The sequence below is a fragment of the Actinomadura latina NBRC 106108 genome (genome assembly GCF_001552195.1).
Classification (GTDB): domain Bacteria; phylum Actinomycetota; class Actinomycetes; order Streptosporangiales; family Streptosporangiaceae; genus Spirillospora; species Spirillospora latina.
Genome location: NZ_BCQS01000019.1, coordinates 94,490 through 113,491 on the forward strand (window position 1 = coordinate 94,490; position 19,002 = coordinate 113,491).

Consider the following 19,002-nt stretch of genomic DNA (forward strand, 5'->3'; position numbering starts at 1 on the left):
CAATCGCGCGCCCACCCGGCGGAGGTCCGAACCCAGTAAGTGGGTGCAAGGCTAATGCGGTGGATCGAACCAAAGAATCTGAACGCCGGCGCCTCGACTTCTTCCATTACGGTCCACCTTGACCGACTTGCGCAGGAAGTCATCCGGGAAGGTTGGAAGGCCGTCCCGCGATACGACGGCCCGTGCCCGCTCCTGCGCGTGTTCGACCCGGCCGTCCCGGACTTCGGGGAGAGCATCACGCTCGTCCCCGGAACGACGCCCGAGATCTGGTGGTACCGGTCGGGCACGGGCGAGGACCTGGCCGCACACCAAGCCCGCCCGCGCGGCCGAGCGGATCACCCGGATCCTGCTGCCGTATGTGACGGCCGCCCTCGCCGCCCAGACCCACCGGCGGGACACGGCCGACCATCCGCGTCCCGCTCCCCGGCCCCACCCGGATCAGCCCCGCGCGACGACGATCGCCGACCTGCAGGCACGCTCCAGCGTCATCTGCTGGTACGGCGCCCGCACCGCAGAGTGGTGGGCACTCATCCCCGGCGGGACGCAAAGGAGGATCGTCAACGCCCCCGACCCGGAAGCCCTCATCGAGACGATCTTCAAGGCCCGCGCCCGTCGCTGACCATCAAGCCGCCGCGCGGCCGGGGTGGTCCCTCCCGTCCCTCCCCCGCCGCGCGGCCTCCAAGGCCGCCCTGCTCGGCCCGATCATGGACGATGTCAGCGGTCGTCCGCGCCCGGTTGTCCGAGCGGGATGTCATGCTGGTGCACATGCCCGGGACGACCGAACACGCGAAGTCCCCCGAAGCAGCCGTGCGCACGCTGCACGAAGAGCTGCTCGGTGCCTGGAACCGGCGCGACGCCCGTGGGTATGCGGCGCAGTTCGCCCCGGCGGGCGCCATGGTCGGCTTCGACGGCAGCCAGGTGAACGGCTCGGACGTGGAGGACCATCTGACTCCGATCTTCGCGGACCACCCGACCGCCGCATATGTGTGGAAAGTACGGGAGGTGCGGGAGTTGGCCGAGGGAGTGGTCCTGCTGCGCGCCATCGTGGGGATGGTTCCGCCGGGACAGACCGAACTGAATCCGGCGGTGAACGCCGTCCAGTCGCTGGTCGCCCAGAACGCGTCCGGGACATGGCGGGTGGCGCTGTTCCAGAACACCCCGGCTCAGTACCACGGCCGACCCGAACTCGCCGAACAGCACACCGAAGAACTGCGCCAGATACTCCAGAACTCACCCGGCCAGAGCTGACCGGCACGGCGGTGACCGCACCCGCCTGCCACGCCCGGTCCCCAGTACAAGGCGTTCAGGGGCAGGCGGCGGGGACGCGCATGTTCTCTATCTGAGAGAAGGCGATCTTAGTGGGCCGGGACGTACCGGGCCTTTCAACGACGGCCGTCTGGTCGTCGGCGGAGGTCAGTTCGCCGCAGGCGGTCCTCGTACCGGACGTCCCCGACGGGCGGTAGTCGATGCTGATCAGCGGCTTGGCGGGTGCCGGGGGCGCCCACCACCAGGTGAGCATCGCGCCGGCCAGCAGGGCCAGGGCCGGGACGAGGAGCCATCGGGCGTGCTTGAGCTGGACGGCCGCGCGCCGGGCTTGCGCCACGCGGAACGCGGTGACGGTGACGTAGCGGTCGCGGATGTCGGCGGCCCGGACGAGGCCCGGCTCGCCGGCGGCGGCCTGCAGGGCCCGCCACAGCGCGGCGATGGCCAGCGCAAGGCCGAGGCCGAGCAGGACCGTCAGCGTGAGGCGCCAGCGGAGCGGCAGGTCGGCGGCCTTCTCCGGGCCCTTCAGCAGGAGCGCGGTCGTGACGAGGGTGACCAGCGCGGCCATGCCGGTGCGCCAGCGTTCGGCGCTCTCCCGGACGCTCCGGACGGACTCGGCGGTCAGCGCGGCGAAGTCGTCGACGTCGCGCATCGCGGCCGGGTCGGGGCCGCGGGCGGGCTTCGGCGGCGGCGTCATGGCGTCACGACGGTGGCGGGGACCCGGTAGGCGATGCCGCAGCCCTTGCCGTTCTCGGGGCGGTCGGGGTGCTCCCGGCCGCAGTCGCACCGCAGATCGATCTCCTTGAACGCGGACTCGACCCGGTCGGCGCCGAGGGTGCCCCGCTCGGTGACGGCCGTGTGGACCTGATCGTCGGTGAAGTCGTGCTCGCACCGGGGGCAGGGGCCCGTGATGACGCTGACCTCGACGCCGTCGACGACCTTCACCTCCGCCTTGATGCGGCCTGCGAGGAGCAGGTCGTACGCCTTCTCGGTCCAGGTGTAGTCGAATGCGCCGGTCGTGCTCCAGGGCACGGGTGTGGTCATCGGGCATTCCCCTCGGTGTAGGCGCCCAGGCAGACGAGCGGCGCCCAATGGTAGAGGGCCTGGGCGCGCAGGGCGGGGTGCTTGAACAGGGTTTCGGACGCATCGCGCACCGCCTCGGGCATGGGCAGGCGGCCCAGGCGGTGCAGGATCCGGTTGACCAGCATGGTCGCCTCGGCGGTGTCTGCCAGCTCGTCCAGGCAGGACAGCACCTCGTGGCTGCCGCGCAGCAGCGCCACCAGGCCGAACGAGACGGGATCGGCGGGGATGTCGCCTGGCGGGGCACCGCCCCAGCAGCACACCAGGGCGAGCCGCCGGGGCGGGCGGGCCGTCAGCATGTCGGCGAGCGGAAGCACCTCACCGGGGGCGAGTTCAAGGTAGACGGCACCGCCGTTGTGGCGGCCGTGCGCGACGACGGCGAGCAGGTCCGGTCCACCGTTCAACAGGGCCGTCCGGACGTCGGACGGGTTCGATGCCGCCTCCCAGCCCGCAGCGGCCGCGAGTTCGTGGGCGGACAGGTCCGGGTTCCGCCAGGACATCCGCCCGCCGGTGGTCCCAGCTCCGGCGGCGGCCGTCCGGCGCACGAGGGCCCGGTGCACGGTCAGCGACGGGCAGAGTCTGAGCCGGACATGTCCGGCCAAGACGCGCCCGGACGGCAACTGGACGGCGGGCCAGGGCAGCCGCCACATCGCGCCGATCGGCAGGACGACGAGCTCGGCGAGTCCGGTGCCGTCGAGCGCCTCGGCCAGGCCGGGCGGGAGGACGTCCGCCCAGGAGGGGGCGCGTACGGACGGGCCGAGGCGTTCCACCACGCTCGGGGCGCCGGCGCGGTCGATGAGCCGGCGGAGAGGCCCGGTCGCGGGGGCGCGGCCGCAGGCGGTGGCGCCGGACGGGTCGCGCCACAGCCAGGCCAGCTCCGGCTCCGGGGTGCCGGTCAGGCCGTACCCGCAGAAGAGGATGTGGCAGCCGGGCGGGACCGCGCCCAGCAGGTCGCTCGCCTCGGCGGGGTCGGCGGGAAGGTACAGGGCGGCGGCCGCGTCGTCGGCTTCCGCGGCGGCGTGGCCGGTGAGTCCGTCGCGCAGGGCGGTGGCGCCCAGCAGCCGTTTCACGCGCTCCTGCCGGGACGTCCCGCCGGGCAGCGGCAGCCTGCCCAGGAGGCGCTGGTCGGCGCGGGCCAGCATGTGCGCGGCGAGCCCGTCGCCCGGGACCCGCGCGTCCTCTTCCACCATCCCGGCCAGCCGCCGTCCGGCCAGGCATTCCAGCAGGTAGACGACGGCGTCCAGATGGGCGAGGTCGACGGCGCAGCGCAGCGCCGCCCCGTACATCCCGGTGAACCGGTTCCGGTACTCCACCTGGACGTCGTGGCGGTCGCTGCCCGCCCGCAACCGCTCCAGCTCCTGGACCGACCTGACGCGCTCGGCCACCTCCGCCGCCGGCCCGGCGTTGACGCCGCGGCTCAGCGCCAGGCCGTCGAAGGCCCGGACGGTGCCGACGACGTCCTCCATCTCCCGGTACCCGCCCAGGACCTCGCGGTAGAGGTCCTCCGCGGCGGGCCAGTCGCCCTCCTCCCTGGCCGTCCGGGCGAGGCCGTCCAGGGCGTTGAGCCGGCCGCGCCGGTAGCCGTGCCGCGCGGCCTCCCGCTCGGCCCGCCGGTACGCCTCCCGGGCCTCGCCGTACCGCGCGCCGGCCACCGCGACGTCGCCGATCTGCTCCAGCACGTTGACCCGACCGATGACGGTTCCGGCGGCCTCGAAGTTCACCTCGGCCTCGCGCAGCATGTCGCCCGCGTCCCCCAGGCGGCCCTCGCTCTTGAACACCGACGCCAGCCGCTCGTGCACGTTGCCGAGGCCGATGGGCGAGCCGAGCCGCGCGAAGGCGCGCCGGGCCGCCCACATGTGGCGCCGCGCGGCGGGCAGGTCCCGCTGCCGCATCCGCGTCTCGCCGAGGCCGAGCAGCGCGTTGGCCCGGTAGACCCGGTCGTCCAGTTCCGCCGCCAGCCGGGCCGCCTCCTCGAAATGCGCGCCGGCCTCCACCAGCGCCGCCTTCACCATCAGCGCGTAGCCGCAGGAGACGAGGGCGCGGACGAGGCCGGGACGGTAGCCGTCCGTGCGGGCGACGTCGATCGCCTCGCCGAAAAGGTCCAGGCACCTGTCGTCGTCCAACTGCCTGGCGGCGTCCCCCAGGCCGAACAGGGCGTGGACGGTGACGACCCTCAGACGGACGGAGTGCTCCAGGCCGGCCAGGTCCCGGAACGGCCCGGCGGCCTCGCCCGGAACGCGGCCGAGCGCGACGTCGCCCTCGTGCTCCAGGCGGATGACCTCCTGCCAGCGCGCCTCGTCGAGGGACTCGCCGAGCGTCGCGGGCAGGACGGCCGCCGCGTCGCGCAGATGCAGGAACCTCGAACGGAGTTCGACCCGTCCGGGAACCTTGACGCCGTCGAGCGCGCGGAGGGCGTCGGCGCGTTCCGTCGCGCCCGTCCACGCCCGGTAGAGGATCCTCGACACTTCGTCCATGCGCACATCCTGTCCGCTGCGCACCGGCGGTACGGGGCGAAAGCGGCAGGTGAGCCGGACCTGGTCAGGCGGGTTTGACGGCTACGCCGCCGAAGGCGCCGGCCTGGGCCTGGGTCAGGGCGGCGTCGTGGGGGTTGCCGTCCGGGCGCCAGTCGGTGACCGGGACGACGCCCGGATCGACGAGGTCCCAGCCGGTGAAGAACCCGGTGATGCGGTCGCGGGTGCGCGGCGTCAGGTTGACCCCGGCGGCCCGGTAGGTGCGGACCACGGCCGCGGCCTCCTCCGGGTCCGGCGCCAGATCGGTGGTGGAGTGCGAGAAGATCATCACGCTGCCCGGCGGCATGGCGGCCTTGTAGCGCTCCAGGACGCCGCCCGGGTCGTCCTCGTCGGGGACGAAGTGGAGCAGCGCGACGGTGATCAGGGCCACCGGCCGGGTGAAGTCGATCAGCTCGTGCGTTTCCGGGGCGCCGAGGATCTTCTCGTGGTCGCGGTAGTCGGCGTCCAGGTAGGCGGTACGGCCCTCGGGCGTGCCGGCCAGCAGGGCGCGGGCGTGCGTCAGGACGATCGGGTCGTTGTCGACGTAGACGACGCGGGAGTCGGACGCGACGGACTGGGCGACCTCGTGGGTGTTGTCGGCCGCCGGGATGCCGGTGCCGATGTCGAGGTACTGGCGGATGCCCATCGAGGCCGCCAGCCGGACGGCGCGGCCGAGGAAGCGGCGGTTGGCGCGGGCGCCGGTGGCCACGTCGGGGAAGATCTGCAGGACCTGGTCGGCGGCCTCGCGGTCGGCGGAGAAGTTGTCCTTGCCGCCGAGGTAGTAGTCGTACATGCGGGCCGAGTGCGGGACGTCGGTCCGCAGGTCGAGGGACGGTGCGTGGTCGCCCGGCCATGGATCGTCTTGCGCCACCAGAACCCCGCCCTATTTACATATCCGGAGATAACCGATCTTCCCGGACATGCTATCCCGGCCCGCTCCGTCCCGCCCTGCACATCGGAGAACCCGCCAGTTAGCCCATGCGGGAGGGCCGGTCAAGGGCGGTTCGGAAAAATCTTGGTAGAGGACGTTAGGGGCACGGCAGGGCGGTTAGAAGTATCGCGAGGCGATACAACGGCCCGCACCAAGGGCCGGATCGCCGAGCCGTGGGGACGACGAGAGGAAGGGGAGAGAACCCATGACCACTCATCCTGCGGGAAGCATCGAGCAGCACCCCGACATCGTCGAGATGCGCGCCCGGTACGAGGCCGCGGCGGAGACCCCCGTCGCGCAGGGCGTGAACGGTGTGATCGCCCTCACGGGCCTGTACCTGGCGGCGTCCCCGTGGATCGTCGGGTTCAGCGGGCTGACCAACCTCACGGTCAACAACCTGATCGTGGGGGTGGCGCTGGCCCTGCTCGCCGCCGGCTTCGCGTCCGCCTACGGCCGCACCCACACCATGACGTGGGTGGCCCCGGTCATCGGGATCTGGACGATCATCGCACCCTGGGTGGTGGCCGGTGACATGTCCACGACCTCGACCATCTGGAGCAACGTCGTGACGGGGGCGATCGCCGTCGTCTTCGGGGCGGCCGCGATGGGCGTGGCGACCATGCGCAAGCACGTCTAGACCGCGCATCCGACAGGGTCAGGGCCGGCGCCCAGCGCCGGCCCTGACCGCTCAGATCTTTCCGGTGCCCTGCAGGTCCCAGGTGTGGTTGCCCTCGCCGTCGTCGTTGACGTTGGCGACGACATGCCCGTCGGCGGTATTGCCGCTGATGTTCACGTACGAACCGGAACTGGGCAGCCGGCAGGTCTGGGAACCGGAACTGCTGCCGTTCACCGCCGAGGTGAAATCGCACGTCCTGGTCTTGATGTCGGCGTCGTTCTGCTCGATCCGGACCTGGACGTCGAAGTTCTCGAACTTGCCCGCGCCCGAGTCGCCCCAGGTCACCTTGGCCCAGGCCCAGGTGTAGCTGTTGCTGCCGCCGGACCCGCCCCAGTTGCGGCTGATGCAGAGCTCGACCTTGATGTCCGCGTTGTAGCCGTTGGTCGGATACTCCTTCGTGCTGGTCGCGCACTTGGAGTCGGTGGCGTTGGCGGAGCCCGCCGCCACCAGCGTGCCGAGCCCGGCCAGCGATGTCGCGGCCATGCCCGCCACCACGATTCGGCCCATCCGCTGCTTCACGTGATCTCCCGTTCCCCCCGCGGGGCTGGACTTCATCGATCACGCACGACCCTAGGGAGGCTCGCCCGTCAAGATCAACTTAAATGTGCTTAACAGTTCATCCTTCAATCACGTGCCGGGCGGGCGGCGGAGCGGCCCGGAGGCGGCGGTCATTCGGGACGGCGGTCATTCGGGACGGGGATGGGACGCCACGAGCGGGGTGTCCACGCCGAGGGCGCCGAGCTTGGTCGCGCCGCCGGGGGTGTCGAGCGGCTCGTCCCGGCCCGGCAGGGTCTCGGTGAAGAACCGGGCGTTGTCCTCGCGGTAGGGCTCCAGCGACGCCGGCAGGTCGTCCTCGTAGTAGATCGCCTCGACCGGGCAGACCGGCTCGCAGGCACCGCAGTCGACGCACTCGTCCGGATGGATGTAGAGCGAGCGTTCGCCCTCGTAGATGCAGTCGACCGGGCACTCGTCGACGCAGGCGCGGTCCATCACATCGATGCACGGCTCACCGATCACGTAGGTCACGACGGGTCTCCTCAGCCACGTTGATAGCGCACTCCATTTTGCACTATTGTTCCTGTATAAACAATCCAGGGCTGGATGAACCCAGGGAGGTGGGTCCGACGACCACGGTAGATCCGCCCGCCGCGGCCGCTGAGCCGGTGGCGGCACTGACCCGGCTGCTCTCCCGCGCGGTCCGCGCGCTGGGCCAGGCGGGCCACCCCGACCAGGCGAGCCGGCTCGCCGCCGACGGCTGGTCGGTGCTGCGCCACGAGCATCCCGCCGAGGCCGAACGGCTCAACGGCGTCATGCACTACCTGGCCCGCCTGCCCGAGGGCGAACAGAACGACACTGCGAAGGAGACCGCCTTGACCGCTGAGGACCGTCCGCTCGACGTCCGCTCCGAGGCCCCCGCGCGCCGCCACAGTCTGATCTTCGAGACGTGGACCTCGCTCGGCGCCGGGGAGGGCTTCGTGCTCATCAACGACCACGACCCGAAGCCGCTGTACTACCAGTTCGCCGCCGAGCACGACGGGGAGTTCACCTGGGACTACCAGGAGGAGGGGCCGGAGACCTGGCGGGTCCGCATCGGGCGCACCGCCGCCTGAGCACGCAGGACGGGCGGCCCGGTCATCGCGACCGGGCCGCTCTGCCGTGTCTCACGCCTTGGCGCCCTGGCAGACCCAGCCCTCCGGCGTCCGGCCGGACGCGATGAAGCGGTGCAGGTGATCGGCCGCCTCGGGGGGCAGCACCGCGTCGGCCTGCGGGTAGATGATCGGCTCCTCCTTGGAGTTGTGCCGCTCCAGGACGGCGAGCAGCTCCCGGGCGGTGGCGGGCCCGGCGTCCCCGCCGGCCTCGTCCTCCAGCCGGTCCATCGTGCGCCAGATCTCGCCGTGCTCGCGCAGCATGACGAAGATCGGCGCCATCAGGCCCGCGTCCCGCAGCGGCGGGAACAGGAACTCCTCTTCGAGGTAGATGTGGCGGCGCAGCGCGTCCAGCGCGCGCTTGAGCGGCGCGGCGTCCTGCCCGCCGCTCGCCGTGAACGCCTCGATCCCCTCGTCGATCTCGTGGTGCTCGCGCTCCAGCGCCGCCGCCAGCATCTCGGTTCCCATGTGGCCTCTCCCTCACTCCTCAGCTGTCCCTTGTTTTTATACAGCAGTCTCTGTAAAAACTAGGGGATGGAGAGGACACGATGAGATGAGCGAGCCCACAACCGCGGGCCGGCCGATGACGGCATGGCTCGACGACACGCCCGACACGCAGTTGCTCCGCGAGATGCTGCGGGAGGTCCTGGACCCGGAACTCGGCGTCAACATCATCGATCTCGGCCTCGTCTACGGCGTCGGCGTGACCGACGGGGTGGCACAGGTGCGGATGACGATGACCACGCCCGCCTGCCCGCTCAGCGGCTACTTCGAGGACACCATCCGCGCCGCGCTGTGGGGCGCGCCCGGCGTCCGCGAGGTCGAGACGGAGATCGTGTGGGAGCCGGTCTGGGAACCGGAGATGATGACCGACGCCGCGAAGGACATGCTCGGCTGGCGCAGGTGACCGACCGGCCGGAACATGCGACTCTGGACGGGTGCGCATCGTCATCGTCGGCGGCGGCATCATCGGCGCCGCCCTGGCCGACCGGCTCAGCCGCGGGACGAACGCCACCGGCGTGACGCTGGTCGAACGGGACCGGCCGGGCGCGGGGACGTCCGGCGCGAGCTTCGCCTGGCTCAACGCCAACGACCCGTCCGACCCCGCCTACCATTCCCTGCGCGTCGCGGCGCTGGGCACGTGGCGCCGCCTGGCCGCCGGGTTCGGCGACCCGGACTGGTTCCGGATCACGGGCAACACCGCCTGGGCCGTCGCCGACGACGCCAAGGCCGAGCTGGCCGACCGGGCGGCGCGGCTGTCCCGCCTCGGCTATGCCGCCGCGCAGATCACCGGCGCCCGGCTGCGCGACGTGGAACCGGCCCTGCGCCCGGCCTCCGGAGCGCTCATCGTCCGCTACCCCGACGAGGGATACGTGCACGGCCCCGACGCGGTGGCGGCCCTCGTCGAACGTGCCCGCACCGCCGGAGCACGGCTGATCACCGGGACATCCGCCGACCGCCTCAACCTGCGCGGCGACCGCGTCACCGGCGTCCGGCTGGCCACCGGCGACGACCTGGACGCCGACCTCACGATCTGCGCGGCGGGCTGGCGCAGCCCCGCCCTGCTCGCCACCGCCGGTCTTCGCCTGCCCATGGTGGACACCGCGGCGCCCGGGTCGGAGGCGCCCGGCCTCACCGCCACCACGACCCCGGCGGCGCCCGGTCTGATCAACGGCGTCGTCCACTCCCCCGGCATCGACGTCCGTCCCACCCCGGAGCACCGGCTGGTTCTGGAGGCCGGTGACCTGGACACCGCGACCGACCTCACCACGCCCCGCTCCGAACTGGACTCCCGCGCCGCCGAACTCCTCGACCGCGCCCGCGCGCTCATCCCCTCCCTCAGGGCCCGCATCGCGGAGGTCCATCGCTGCGTGCGGCCGCTGCCCGCCGACGGATTCCCGCTCATCGGACGGCACGCCCCGGGCCTCTACACCGCCGTCACCCACAGCGGCATGACCCTCGGCCCCCACCTGGCCGACCTGATCGCCGGCGACCTCCACGAGGACGAACCGGCCCTGGCCCGCTACCGTCCGGACCGGCCGACGCGGTCACCGGCCCGCATCGGTGATTCCTGATCTCCGACCCCGGCCGAGCGCGCCCGATTGGATACTCTGGGGCTGACGGCCGGGACGACGCGGCGCGGTCGTGATCCCACCGCGCATTTCGGCAGAATCGACGGCGAGCGCGGCCTGAAGGCGTTCGACGTGAGCGTCATCGGCGACCGCGCCCCGTCCTTCGCCACCTCCGGCCGCGCGTCCGCCCCGGCCGACGACGAGGGGCTCTGCGACGTCCTCACCACGGCGGAACTGCGCGTCGAGCTGACCGAACTGATCCTCGAGGCCGCCCCGGACCTGACCGGCGCCCACATCCTCAAGCTCCGCGAGAGCCTCCTCGCCTTCGCCCGCAAACACGGCTGGAGCGAAGACTGACCCCCTGACCCGGGAGGGGGCTTTCAGACTGCGGGGGCGTCTTCGGGGGCGGCCTGGTCTCCGGTCGTGCGGGAGCGGACGAGGCGCGCCAGCCACCAGCTGAACGCGCTGAGGACGACGAGGCCGGCGGGGGCGATCCACACCAGCGGGGAGCCGGGCTCGCGCAGCGCGTCGCCGAGGCCGGTGTAGACGAGCGTGCCCGGAACGATGCCGAGCGCGGTCCCGGCGATGTAGGGCGCGAACCGCACACCGGCCACGCCGGCGCCGTAGTTCACCGCGCCGAACGGGAACACCGACGCCATGCGCAGGACCAGGACGGACTCGAAGGCCCGGCGCGACAGGAAGGCGTCCAGGCGGGCGAGCCGTCCCGTCCCGGTGTACCGGGCCACGGCCGGGCGGCCCAGGAGCCGGGCCAGGCCGAAGGAGAGCGCGGCGCCCGCCGTGGCCCCCGCGAGCACCGCGAGCGTGCCCACGCCGACGCCGAAGAGCGCTCCGGCGGACGCGTTCAGCACCGACCCGGGCACCAGCGCCGCCACCGCCAGGACGTAGCACAGCGCGAAGACCGGCGGCCCCCACAGGCCGAGCGACTCGACCCAGCCGCTGACGTTCTCCCACAGCGCGCCGCCGGTCAGCACCACCAGCACCCCGAACCCGAGCAGGATCGCGCCCAGGACCAGCAGTTTCACGAGCGCACCCCGGGCCCGGCCCTCGCCCGGCCGCCCGGCCGGAGGCGGCGTGGACGGGGCCGGCGCGGCGGACTCGCGGCTCATGTGTGCTCCCTGCCGGGCTGCGTTAGGTGTGCTCCCCCATTTCATCGGAACCGCGGCCGTATCCCAAGTCCCGGCTCCCTTCGCGCTCGGACGCGATGGTGGCCGCGGTCAGCAGGACGCAGATCGCGGCGAACGCGGCGATCACCGCGGCCGCTCCCAGCCGCGGCGCCGCCTGCGGGAGCAGCAGGATCGCGGTGACGCAGCCCGCGACCGCGGCGGGATGGGCGAGGGGCTCCGCCACGATCGACGCGTGGACGAGCCAGAGCAGGCCCAGGAACACGCTGAGCGGGATCGCCACGGCGTAGCAGATCGCCAGCGGGGACGCCGGGATGTGGTGGCCTGTCTGCTCGACCGCGACCTCGAGGCCGGCGCCGAGCGCCGCGAGCGCCGCGAAGATGCCGTAGTGGCCGTATCCCCACAGGTAGGAGCGGTGGCGGCGGTCCCTGAGGCCGTCGCCGGCCGGCGCCAGGAAGTAGAGCCACCAGAGCGCGAACAGCACGACCAGTCCGGATACGGCGATCATGAGGAACGGGCTGCTGATCTCGCCCTCCGCGAGCGCTCCCGCGACGCCGCGGGTCGCGGCGAGGACGCTCTCGCCGAGCAGGATGATCGTGAAGAGGCCGTACCGCTCGGCGATGTGGTGCGGATGCCAGGAGGTGGGCGCCGCCCGTTCCGCCCAGGGCGGCACCGCCAGTTCGAGGACGGCCAGCCCGGCGAAGACCGGCACCAGGGCGGACGACGGCAGGACGCCGGTCTCGGCGAACAGCAGCCGCAGCAGCCACCCCACCTGCAGGAGGGAGATGCCGGCGGCGTAGCGCAGCGCGGTGCGGCGGCCCGCCGGGTCCTCGATGCCGGCGCGCAGCCACTGGGCGCTCAGCCCGATCCGCATGATCAGGTAACCGAACGTCACGCCGCGGTAGTCGGCGTGGTCGATCGCGGCCGGCACGCCGGCGGCGAGGACCAGCACGCCGGCCATCTGCACCATGGTCAGCAGCCGGTAGGCGACGTCGTCGGTGTCGTAGGACGAGGCGAACCAGGTGAAGTTCATCCAGGCCCACCACACCGCGAAGAAGACCTGGAGGAAGGGGACGAGCCCGCCGGCGGCGTGCCCGCCGGCGATGTCGTGCGCGAGGCGCGCCGTGACGGCCGCGATCGCGACCACGAAGGTCAGGTCGAACAGCAGCTCCAGCGGGCTCGCGGCGCGGTGCGGCTCGTCGACCGGGCGCGCACTCATCCGCACCCGGAGACGATTCACGTGTCGCCCTCCAGCGCCTCCAGCGCGCCGAGGAGGTTGCGCAGGCCGGCTTCGTCGCGCTCGGCGTCCGCCGGGTCGAACAGCCACTCGGAGGGGGGTGCGCCGGCGGCCTCCTCCGCACCGCTCGACTGGACCATGGTCAGTTCCACCTTGATCTCGGCTTCGAGCTCGACCTCGAACTCCCTGTCACCGTTCATGCTCATTCCCTCTCCTCGCGCGGCCGGGGCCGGATGACGGGCGGCCACGTCCGCGGCGGCCCGCCCGGCGCGGCGGGTCCGGGCGGCGGCGCGCCGCCGCCCGGACGTGGATCCGCTACTTCGCCGCCGGGACGCGGCCCGGCCACTCGCTGTACCGGGTCGTGCCGAGGACGGCGTCGCCGATCGGGACCAGGCTGTGCTCCTCGACCTCGGCGCCGAAGTAGTGCGCGTGCGCATCGGTGACCACTTCGCGCGGGTCGTCCCAGAAGGCCAGGGCGTCCCGGAAGAACTCGTCCATCCGGAACCGCTCGGGTCCGGCGGTCTCGACCGGGCCGTCCAGCGGCGAGCCCATCGCGGCGGCCGCGACCTGCCGGGCGACGTCGTCGCCGGCCATCGGCTGGTACAGCACCGGCGCCATCCGGACGGTGTCCCCCTCGGTGGCCTCGTCGGCGATGGCCCTGGTGAACTCGAAGAACTGCGTGGCGTGCACGATCGAGTACGGGATCGACGACTTCTGGATCAGGTTCTCCTGGGCGAGCTTCGCGCGGAAGTAGCCGCGCTCCGGCGGCCGGCCGGTCCCCACGATCGACAGCCCGACGTGGTGGCCGACGCCCGCCGCCGCCTCCGCGCCGAGCAGGTTGCCGGTCGAGGTCTCGAAGAACTCCAGGACCGCGGCGTCCTCGAACGACGGCGAGTTCGCCACGTCGACCACCACCGACGCCCCGGCCAGGACGTCCGCGAGGCCCTCCCCGGTCAGGGTGTTCACGCCGGTGTTCGGCGACGCCGCCACCGCCTCGTGGCCGTGCTCGCCCAGCTGCGCCACGACCTTCGACCCGATCAGGCCGGTACCGCCGATTACCACGATCTTCATGCCGAGATCCCTCCTGTTCGCGGGGGCGTCCTTCCCCGCCGGCTGCCAGAGCCGCCGGCTGCCGGCAAGGACAGGACGGCCGTCCGCCCTGTGACAGCGCGCCGAACCTCCGGGCGCCATGGCCCAACTGTCACCGCCCTAGCCCACGGACGCACCAGGGTGGATCACTGGCCACATCCCTGGGCTTCCGCCCAGGCTGCCCAGTGTCGCCGTAACGTCACTCTCCGTCATAGACGAGCAGTCCGTCGTCGCGCAAGCGTGCTCCGGACGTGGGCGGATGCTCGGTGAGGCGGCCGTCGTGGGCGAGGTGCAGGACGGGACGGCCGCGGGCCAGCACGGCGAAGTCGGCGATGATCCGGCGATGGCAGCGCCACCACACCGACTCACTGCACATCACGGCCGTGCGGGTCTGGGCGGCCTCGCGCAGCAGGTCGTCCATGGCGTCCAGGAATTCGGGAGTGCGGGTATGGCCCGCGTATCCGCGGAAGGAGTCGTTGCGCCAGAAAGTGTCGGGCGAGTCCGGCCGGGCCCTCCGGAAACCGCCGAGCCGCTTCTCCCACCGGTAGCCGATGCCCTCGGCCGGCAGCCATTCCCGCAGGGCGTCGCGGTGCACGTCCGGGTTGCGCCGGCTGCCGGGCGCGGTGCGCACGTCCACCACGGCCCGCACTCCGGCGCCGTGCAGCAGCGGCACCAGCTCCCCGCGGCCCGCGGTGCCGTGCCCGAACGTCAACAGCGGCCGACCGTCATCCACGGTCCAAGCATCGGACACCGCCCGGACGGCTGAGCGGCCGGCCCACGGTCAGCACCCGACCGATGGCGTGCGGGCCGGGCCACCGGTCATGCTCACCGGTGGCCCGGGTGCGAACGGCGTGGCCGGCCGCGGTGGCGGTCATGGCCCCGCACCCTTCCTGCGGGGCGCAGACCTAACCGTCGATGCGGTGTTGTGCCCAGAAGGCGGTCAGATCGATCGACGTGGCCGCTTGGGCGGCCTCCTTGAATTCGGATGTGGTGGAGATGCCGTACCAGTGGTCCTTGGCGTAGGTCTTGAGCAGGCCGTTCATCGCCGAGTCGCCGATCAGGCGCCGCAGGTCGTGGAGGGCGCATTTGCCGTAGCCGTACACGACCGTGGAATACCTGGAGGAATGCTGGTCCCAGTAGGCCATCGGGTTGCTGATCTTTTCCGCCGAGGACGCCCAGGAGACGTTGTTCCAGCAGCCCGTTCCGTCGACGCCGCGGTACAGGTCGGTGGCGTAGTCGGCGAACGCCTCGTCCAGCCAGGGATGGCCGTACTCGTCGTCGCCGACGATCCCGTACCACCATTGGTGGGCGAGTTCATGCGGGAGCGCCACGTTGCTGACCAGGTCCAGGATGAATCCCGGGTACTCCATTCCGCCGAACCAGAAATTGTTGTCCAGAATGGCGTCGACCTCCCCGTAGGGGTAGTCGCCGAAGCGGCCGGAGTGGGCGTCGATCGCGGACTCGGCGAGCGTCAGCATCTGCTGCGCGCTGGACGAGCCGATGCCGTCCACCCAGTACATGTTGACCTTGACGCCCTTCGGCGAGGTGCCGGAGATCTTGGAGAAGGGGCCGGCGCCCCAGGCGAACTCGCGGACGTTCGCGGCCGTCGCCGTGGTGATCGTCCGGCCGGACGAGCCGGGGGTGTCGACGGCGGTGCCGGTCGAGGGGACCTCCAGCGAGTCCGGATGGTCGAGGGTGACCTTGTAGTCGCTCGCGAGCTGGTAGAACGACTCGCCGTTGTTGGTGTAGGGGTCCAGGTGCCAGCCGTCGCCGTCGTGGACGGTCAGGACGGGCAGCGCGTTGCCGAGGAAGTTGTACGGCCCGTCGTGGCCGAAGCGGTCGGCTCCGGACGGCACCACGATGCCCAGGTCGAACGCGATCGTCGCGCTCTCCCCCTGGTTCAGCGGGCCCGGCAGCGTCACCTTCATGGCCGTGCAGCCGACGGACAGGCCGGAGGCGGTGCCGCCGGTGACGTTGCCGACCGTGATCGGTGTGCTGGACGGGCAGTTGCCGTGGGCGTTGTCCCACAGCCGCAGGTAGACCTCCGAGAGCGGGGCCGACGAGGTGTTGGTGAAACCGACCGACTCGTGGCCCTGCCAGTTGCCGCCGGAGGAGTCGCTGGTGAGGTTCACCGTGTACTTCTGTGAGCCGGGCGTCCGGTTGCCGTCGCCCGGCGGGGGCGGCGGTGGCGGCGGAGTGGTCGTGCCCGAGATGTCGAGGGCCGCGTCGTCCAGCACGAAGCTGGTCTGGAGGCCGGAGTCCTCCGTACCGGAGAAGGACAGCGTGACGGTCTTGCCCGCGTAGGCGGAGGCGTCGAAGCTCTTCTTCACGTAGCCGGAGCCGGCGTCGAGGTTGGAGAAGCTCGCGACGGTGTCGCCGCCGACCTTGGCGGTGAACGTGTCGTAGGCGGTGGTGCTCGTGTTCTCGTCCGTGTCGATGTGCAGGTAGAAGGACAGGGTCGCCTTGCAGCCGGCGGGAAGGGTCACCGACTGCGTCGCCGAGTCGGTGTGGGAACTGCCGTAGCCGTCGAACCAGGCGAAGTGGGTTCCGGTGTGGGCGCTCTCGCCGCTGCCGCTGGACGACACCACACCGGACGTGGTGGTCCACGGCGAGGTGCCGTCCTCGAAGCCGCCGTTCGAGATCAGCTGGGCGGTCGTGCAGTCGGCCGCATGAGCGGGCGCCGCGGCCGCGGTCAGTCCCGCCGCGGCGGCCAGGACGGCCGTGGCGGCGGCCATGAGTCTCTTGGTCATCTCGTTCTCCCCACGGCTGCCGCCGGCCCTCGCGAGGGCCGGCGGCAGGGGCGTGTCCGTCAGGTGGCGTTCACGGCCACGTCGTCCAAGACGAAGCTCGTGTAGAGGGCGGAGTCCTCCGTGCCGGAGAACGAGAGCGTGACGGTCCGGCCCGCGTAGGCGGAGGCGTCGATGCTCTTCTGGACGTACCCGGAGTTGGCGTCGAGGTTGGAGAAGGCCGCGACGGTGCTGCCGCCGATCTTCACGGTGAAGTTGTCGTAGGCGGTGACGCCGGTGGTCTCCTGCGTGTCGATGTGCACGTAGAAGGTCAGCGTCGCGTTACAGCCGGACGGGATCGTCACCGACTGCGTGGCCGAGTCGGTGTGGGAACTGCCGTAGCCGTCGAACCAGGCGTAGTGCGTCCCGGAGTGGGCGCTCTCACCGTCGCTGTTGGACGACACCACGCCGGACGTGGTGGTCCACGGCGACGTCCCGCTCTCGAACCCGCCGTTGGACACCTTGTTCCCCGGCGAGGAGCAGCCTCCGCCGGGCGGGTTGACCGTCCAGGTGAAGGTCGCGGTGCCGGTGAGGCCGGACGTGTTCTTCGCGGTGACCGTGACGGTGCTGGAGCCCGCCGTGGTCGGGGTCCCGGAGATCACGCCGCTGGACGCGCCGATCGACAGCCCGGCCGGCAGCCCGGTCGCGCTGTAGGACAGGGTCTGGCCGTTGGGGTCGCTGGCCTGGACGGCGAGGTTCACCGCCGTGCCGACCGTGCTGGTCTGGTTCCCGGGGTTGGTGACGCGCGGGCTGCCGCCCTGGCCGGGGCACGTGCCCGGCACCGGGTCGGAGCCGGTGACGTCGACCGCCGCCCAGGCGGCCATCACGGTGTTGTACTCGGTGCAGTGCGTGCCGTACAGGTCGGCCGCCGCCTTCAGCGAGTCCGTGCGCGCGTCGGCGTAGTCCTCGTTGCTGTTGGCGTAGGACGCGAGGGCCTTGAACCAGATCTTGGCGGCCTTGTCGTTCCCGATCCCGGTGACGGTGGAGTTGTTGCAGGTCGGGCTGTTGCCGTATCCGTGGTCGCCGCTGCCGACGGCGGTCAGGAAGAACCAGTGGTTCAGCGGGCCCATCGAGTAGTGCGGGTCGAGGCCGCCGTTGCCGCTGTCCCAGCAGTTGGGCGACTGGCCGTCCAGCGACGGGTTGTACATGTACCGCAGCGGGTCTCCGTTGCCGAAGATGTCGATGAGCTCGCCCATCGTGTAGTCGGGCGTGTCGACGGGATTGCCGGCGTAGAACTCCACCATCGTCCCGAAGATGTCGCTGGTGCCCTCGTTCATCCCGCCGGTCTCGCCGTTCTCGCCCCAGCCGACGAGCGCGCCGCTCACGCCGTGGCTCATCTCATGCCCGGCGACGTCGATCTCGACCAGCGGCCTGGCGTTGCCCTCGCCGTCGCCGTAGGTCATCTGGGAGCCGTCCCAGAAGGCGTTGACGTAGGCGTTGCCGTAGTGGGTGCGGGACGGGACGCCCCGGCCGTCGCCGAAGATGCCGTTCCGGTCGTGGACGTTCTTGAAGTAGTCGAACGTCATGGCGGCGCCGTAGTGCGCGTCCACGCCGGCCGACGACGGGTCGGAGTTGCTGCCGTTGCCGAACACGCCGGTGGAGTTGCTGAACGTGGTGCCGGTCCCGGACGTGGCGTGGTTCAGGTTGGTGGTGAACCCGTTGCCGTGCGACGGGTCCTTCATCGACCAGGTGCTGCCGGACTGCGTCAGGTCCAGGTTGACGGTGCCGACGTAGATGCCGTGCCCGCTGCCCTGGGTCAGGGCGGTCCGGGTGGCGGCGGCCGGCGCCGACCGGACGCCGGACGGCACGAACGTGGAGACCGCGTCGTCGCTCTGGACGACGCGGCCCTTCCGCGCGTCCACCATCACGTGCAGCCTGCTGGGCGTCTGGTCGGCGCGGACGCCGGACACGACGGTCTGCCAGACGAGCGTGGCCGACCGCCCCTCCATCTTGATCGCCAGCTTGGGCTTCGAGACGGACGAGACCTTGCCCTTGAGCTGCTTCCGGGCGAGCCGGGCGGCGGCCGAGGCGCCCACGGAGGGCGTCGTCCGGATCGCGCCGGCGGTGTCGGACGCGGTCTCCAGCGCGCTGTAGGAGCCGTTCGCCTTGAGGTGGACGACGAGGTCGCCGCCGTAGACGGGGAGCCCGCGGTAGGTGCGGTCGAAGCGGACGTCGGCCGAGCCGTCGCGGTCGACGGCGACCGACCTGACCTTGAACCGCTGCCCGCTGACGCGGTGCGCGCGGCCCGGGTGCGCGGCGATGGCCTTCTGCGCCCTGCCGATGGCGCGCTTGCGGACGGACGGGGACGGGTCGAGTGTGAAGGGCGCGTCCGTGAAGGCGGAGGGCCCGGCGGGCTGGCGGGGACGGGGTGGGGCCTGCGGGGTGGCCGCGGCCTCCTGGGCGAGGACGACGCCGGTCAGCGCGACGAGTGCCGCCGCTGACGTGGCGATCGCGAGGATCCGTTGGGACATGGGGATGGATGTCCTTTCACCACTGAAGGAGGGAGCCCGTGGTGACGGGGGTGACAAGCGCGAGTGTGCGGAGACCGGGGCGATTTACATAGCCTGACG

21 protein-coding genes are annotated in these 19,002 nt (G+C 71.9%); 7 read left to right on the forward strand and 14 right to left on the reverse strand.

What is annotated here, in order from left to right; translation table 11 throughout:
* Positions 1-358 precede the first annotated feature (358 nt).
* Complete coding sequence (locus tag AL2_RS37660; RefSeq protein WP_157438333.1) at positions 359-619, forward strand: hypothetical protein; 261 nt, start codon at positions 359-361, stop codon at positions 617-619.
* Between the two features lie 146 nt (positions 620-765).
* A complete protein-coding gene (locus AL2_RS24315; RefSeq protein ID WP_067637510.1) occupies positions 766-1,248 on the forward strand; it encodes an SgcJ/EcaC family oxidoreductase in 483 nt (160 codons plus the stop codon).
* Positions 1,249-1,303: 55 nt separating this feature from the next.
* On the opposite strand, the gene AL2_RS24320 is transcribed toward AL2_RS24315, so the two are convergent.
* The 4 genes from AL2_RS24320 to AL2_RS24335 form a co-directional block, all read right to left on the reverse strand.
* Positions 1,304-1,960 (reverse strand): hypothetical protein, encoded by a 657-nt coding sequence (locus AL2_RS24320; RefSeq protein ID WP_067637274.1) that lies wholly within the window; start codon positions 1,958-1,960, stop codon positions 1,304-1,306.
* Entirely contained in the window at positions 1,957-2,307 is a 351-nt protein-coding gene (locus AL2_RS24325; RefSeq protein ID WP_067637276.1) for a hypothetical protein, read from the reverse strand. The genes AL2_RS24320 and AL2_RS24325 overlap by 4 nt, the downstream gene beginning before the upstream one ends.
* Positions 2,304-4,817 (reverse strand): tetratricopeptide repeat protein, encoded by a 2,514-nt coding sequence (locus tag AL2_RS24330; protein WP_067637278.1) that lies wholly within the window; start codon positions 4,815-4,817, stop codon positions 2,304-2,306. The genes AL2_RS24325 and AL2_RS24330 overlap by 4 nt, the downstream gene beginning before the upstream one ends.
* Positions 4,818-4,881: 64 nt before the next feature.
* Positions 4,882-5,724, reverse strand: a complete 843-nt coding sequence (locus AL2_RS24335) for an SAM-dependent methyltransferase (protein WP_245666878.1) — start codon at positions 5,722-5,724, stop codon at positions 4,882-4,884.
* 265 nt (positions 5,725-5,989) lie between these two features.
* Here AL2_RS24335 and AL2_RS24340 point away from each other — a divergent pair, with 265 nt between their 5' ends.
* Positions 5,990-6,421 (forward strand): SPW repeat protein, encoded by a 432-nt coding sequence (locus AL2_RS24340; protein ID WP_067637283.1) that lies wholly within the window; start codon positions 5,990-5,992, stop codon positions 6,419-6,421.
* A gap of 51 nt (positions 6,422-6,472) precedes the next feature.
* Here AL2_RS24340 and AL2_RS24345 read toward each other — a convergent pair whose 3' ends face one another.
* On the reverse strand, positions 6,473-6,979 hold the full coding sequence (locus tag AL2_RS24345) for a hypothetical protein (RefSeq protein WP_067637285.1): 507 nt from the start codon (positions 6,977-6,979) through the stop codon (positions 6,473-6,475).
* A gap of 165 nt (positions 6,980-7,144) precedes the next feature.
* On the reverse strand, positions 7,145-7,486 hold the full coding sequence (gene fdxA / locus AL2_RS24350; RefSeq protein ID WP_067637287.1) for a ferredoxin: 342 nt from the start codon (positions 7,484-7,486) through the stop codon (positions 7,145-7,147).
* A gap of 137 nt (positions 7,487-7,623) precedes the next feature.
* On the opposite strand from fdxA, the gene AL2_RS24355 reads away from it, so the two are divergent.
* Entirely contained in the window at positions 7,624-8,070 is a 447-nt protein-coding gene (locus AL2_RS24355; protein WP_210748085.1) for a DUF2249 domain-containing protein, read from the forward strand.
* A 51-nt stretch (positions 8,071-8,121) separates the two neighbouring features.
* Here the strand turns inward: AL2_RS24355 and AL2_RS24360 are convergent, their stop codons facing one another.
* Positions 8,122-8,574 carry a hemerythrin domain-containing protein gene (locus tag AL2_RS24360; RefSeq protein WP_067637289.1) on the reverse strand — a complete coding sequence of 151 codons (453 nt, stop codon included), beginning with the start codon at positions 8,572-8,574 and terminating at the stop codon, positions 8,122-8,124.
* An 85-nt stretch (positions 8,575-8,659) separates the two neighbouring features.
* On the opposite strand from AL2_RS24360, the gene AL2_RS24365 reads away from it, so the two are divergent.
* Genes AL2_RS24365 through AL2_RS24375 form a run of 3 tightly spaced genes read left to right on the forward strand, consistent with a single transcriptional unit; the run spans position 8,660 to position 10,535 of the window.
* Positions 8,660-9,013 carry a metal-sulfur cluster assembly factor gene (locus AL2_RS24365; protein ID WP_210748086.1) on the forward strand — a complete coding sequence of 118 codons (354 nt, stop codon included), beginning with the start codon at positions 8,660-8,662 and terminating at the stop codon, positions 9,011-9,013.
* 31 nt (positions 9,014-9,044) lie between these two features.
* Positions 9,045-10,181, forward strand: coding sequence for an NAD(P)/FAD-dependent oxidoreductase (locus tag AL2_RS24370; protein ID WP_067637291.1), 1,137 nt, complete (start codon positions 9,045-9,047; stop codon positions 10,179-10,181).
* Between the two features lie 27 nt (positions 10,182-10,208).
* On the forward strand, positions 10,209-10,535 hold the full coding sequence (locus AL2_RS24375) for a hypothetical protein (RefSeq protein WP_067637293.1): 327 nt from the start codon (positions 10,209-10,211) through the stop codon (positions 10,533-10,535).
* A 23-nt stretch (positions 10,536-10,558) separates the two neighbouring features.
* On the opposite strand, the gene AL2_RS24380 is transcribed toward AL2_RS24375, so the two are convergent.
* The 7 genes from AL2_RS24380 to AL2_RS24410 all read right to left on the reverse strand — a co-directional run bounded on the left by AL2_RS24380 (position 10,559) and on the right by AL2_RS24410 (position 18,903).
* Positions 10,559-11,305, reverse strand: a complete 747-nt coding sequence (locus tag AL2_RS24380; RefSeq protein WP_067637295.1) for a TVP38/TMEM64 family protein — start codon at positions 11,303-11,305, stop codon at positions 10,559-10,561.
* Positions 11,306-11,327: 22 nt separating this feature from the next.
* Positions 11,328-12,539 carry a low temperature requirement protein A gene (locus AL2_RS24385; protein ID WP_067637297.1) on the reverse strand — a complete coding sequence of 404 codons (1,212 nt, stop codon included), beginning with the start codon at positions 12,537-12,539 and terminating at the stop codon, positions 11,328-11,330.
* Between the two features lie 17 nt (positions 12,540-12,556).
* Positions 12,557-12,763: a hypothetical protein gene (locus AL2_RS24390; RefSeq protein ID WP_067637299.1), complete on the reverse strand. Its 207-nt coding sequence runs from the start codon at positions 12,761-12,763 to the stop codon at positions 12,557-12,559.
* Between the two features lie 109 nt (positions 12,764-12,872).
* Positions 12,873-13,628, reverse strand: a complete 756-nt coding sequence (locus AL2_RS24395; RefSeq protein ID WP_067637301.1) for an SDR family oxidoreductase — start codon at positions 13,626-13,628, stop codon at positions 12,873-12,875.
* A gap of 217 nt (positions 13,629-13,845) precedes the next feature.
* Positions 13,846-14,379: a DUF488 domain-containing protein gene (locus tag AL2_RS24400; RefSeq protein ID WP_210748087.1), complete on the reverse strand. Its 534-nt coding sequence runs from the start codon at positions 14,377-14,379 to the stop codon at positions 13,846-13,848.
* A 172-nt stretch (positions 14,380-14,551) separates the two neighbouring features.
* Positions 14,552-16,396, reverse strand: coding sequence for a M1 family metallopeptidase (locus tag AL2_RS24405; RefSeq protein ID WP_067637306.1), 1,845 nt, complete (start codon positions 16,394-16,396; stop codon positions 14,552-14,554).
* Between the two features lie 59 nt (positions 16,397-16,455).
* The gene (locus AL2_RS24410; RefSeq protein WP_067637308.1) at positions 16,456-18,903 is read right to left on the reverse strand and encodes a M4 family metallopeptidase; all 2,448 of its coding nucleotides are present in this window, start codon (positions 18,901-18,903) and stop codon (positions 16,456-16,458) included.
* Positions 18,904-19,002 lie beyond the last annotated feature (99 nt).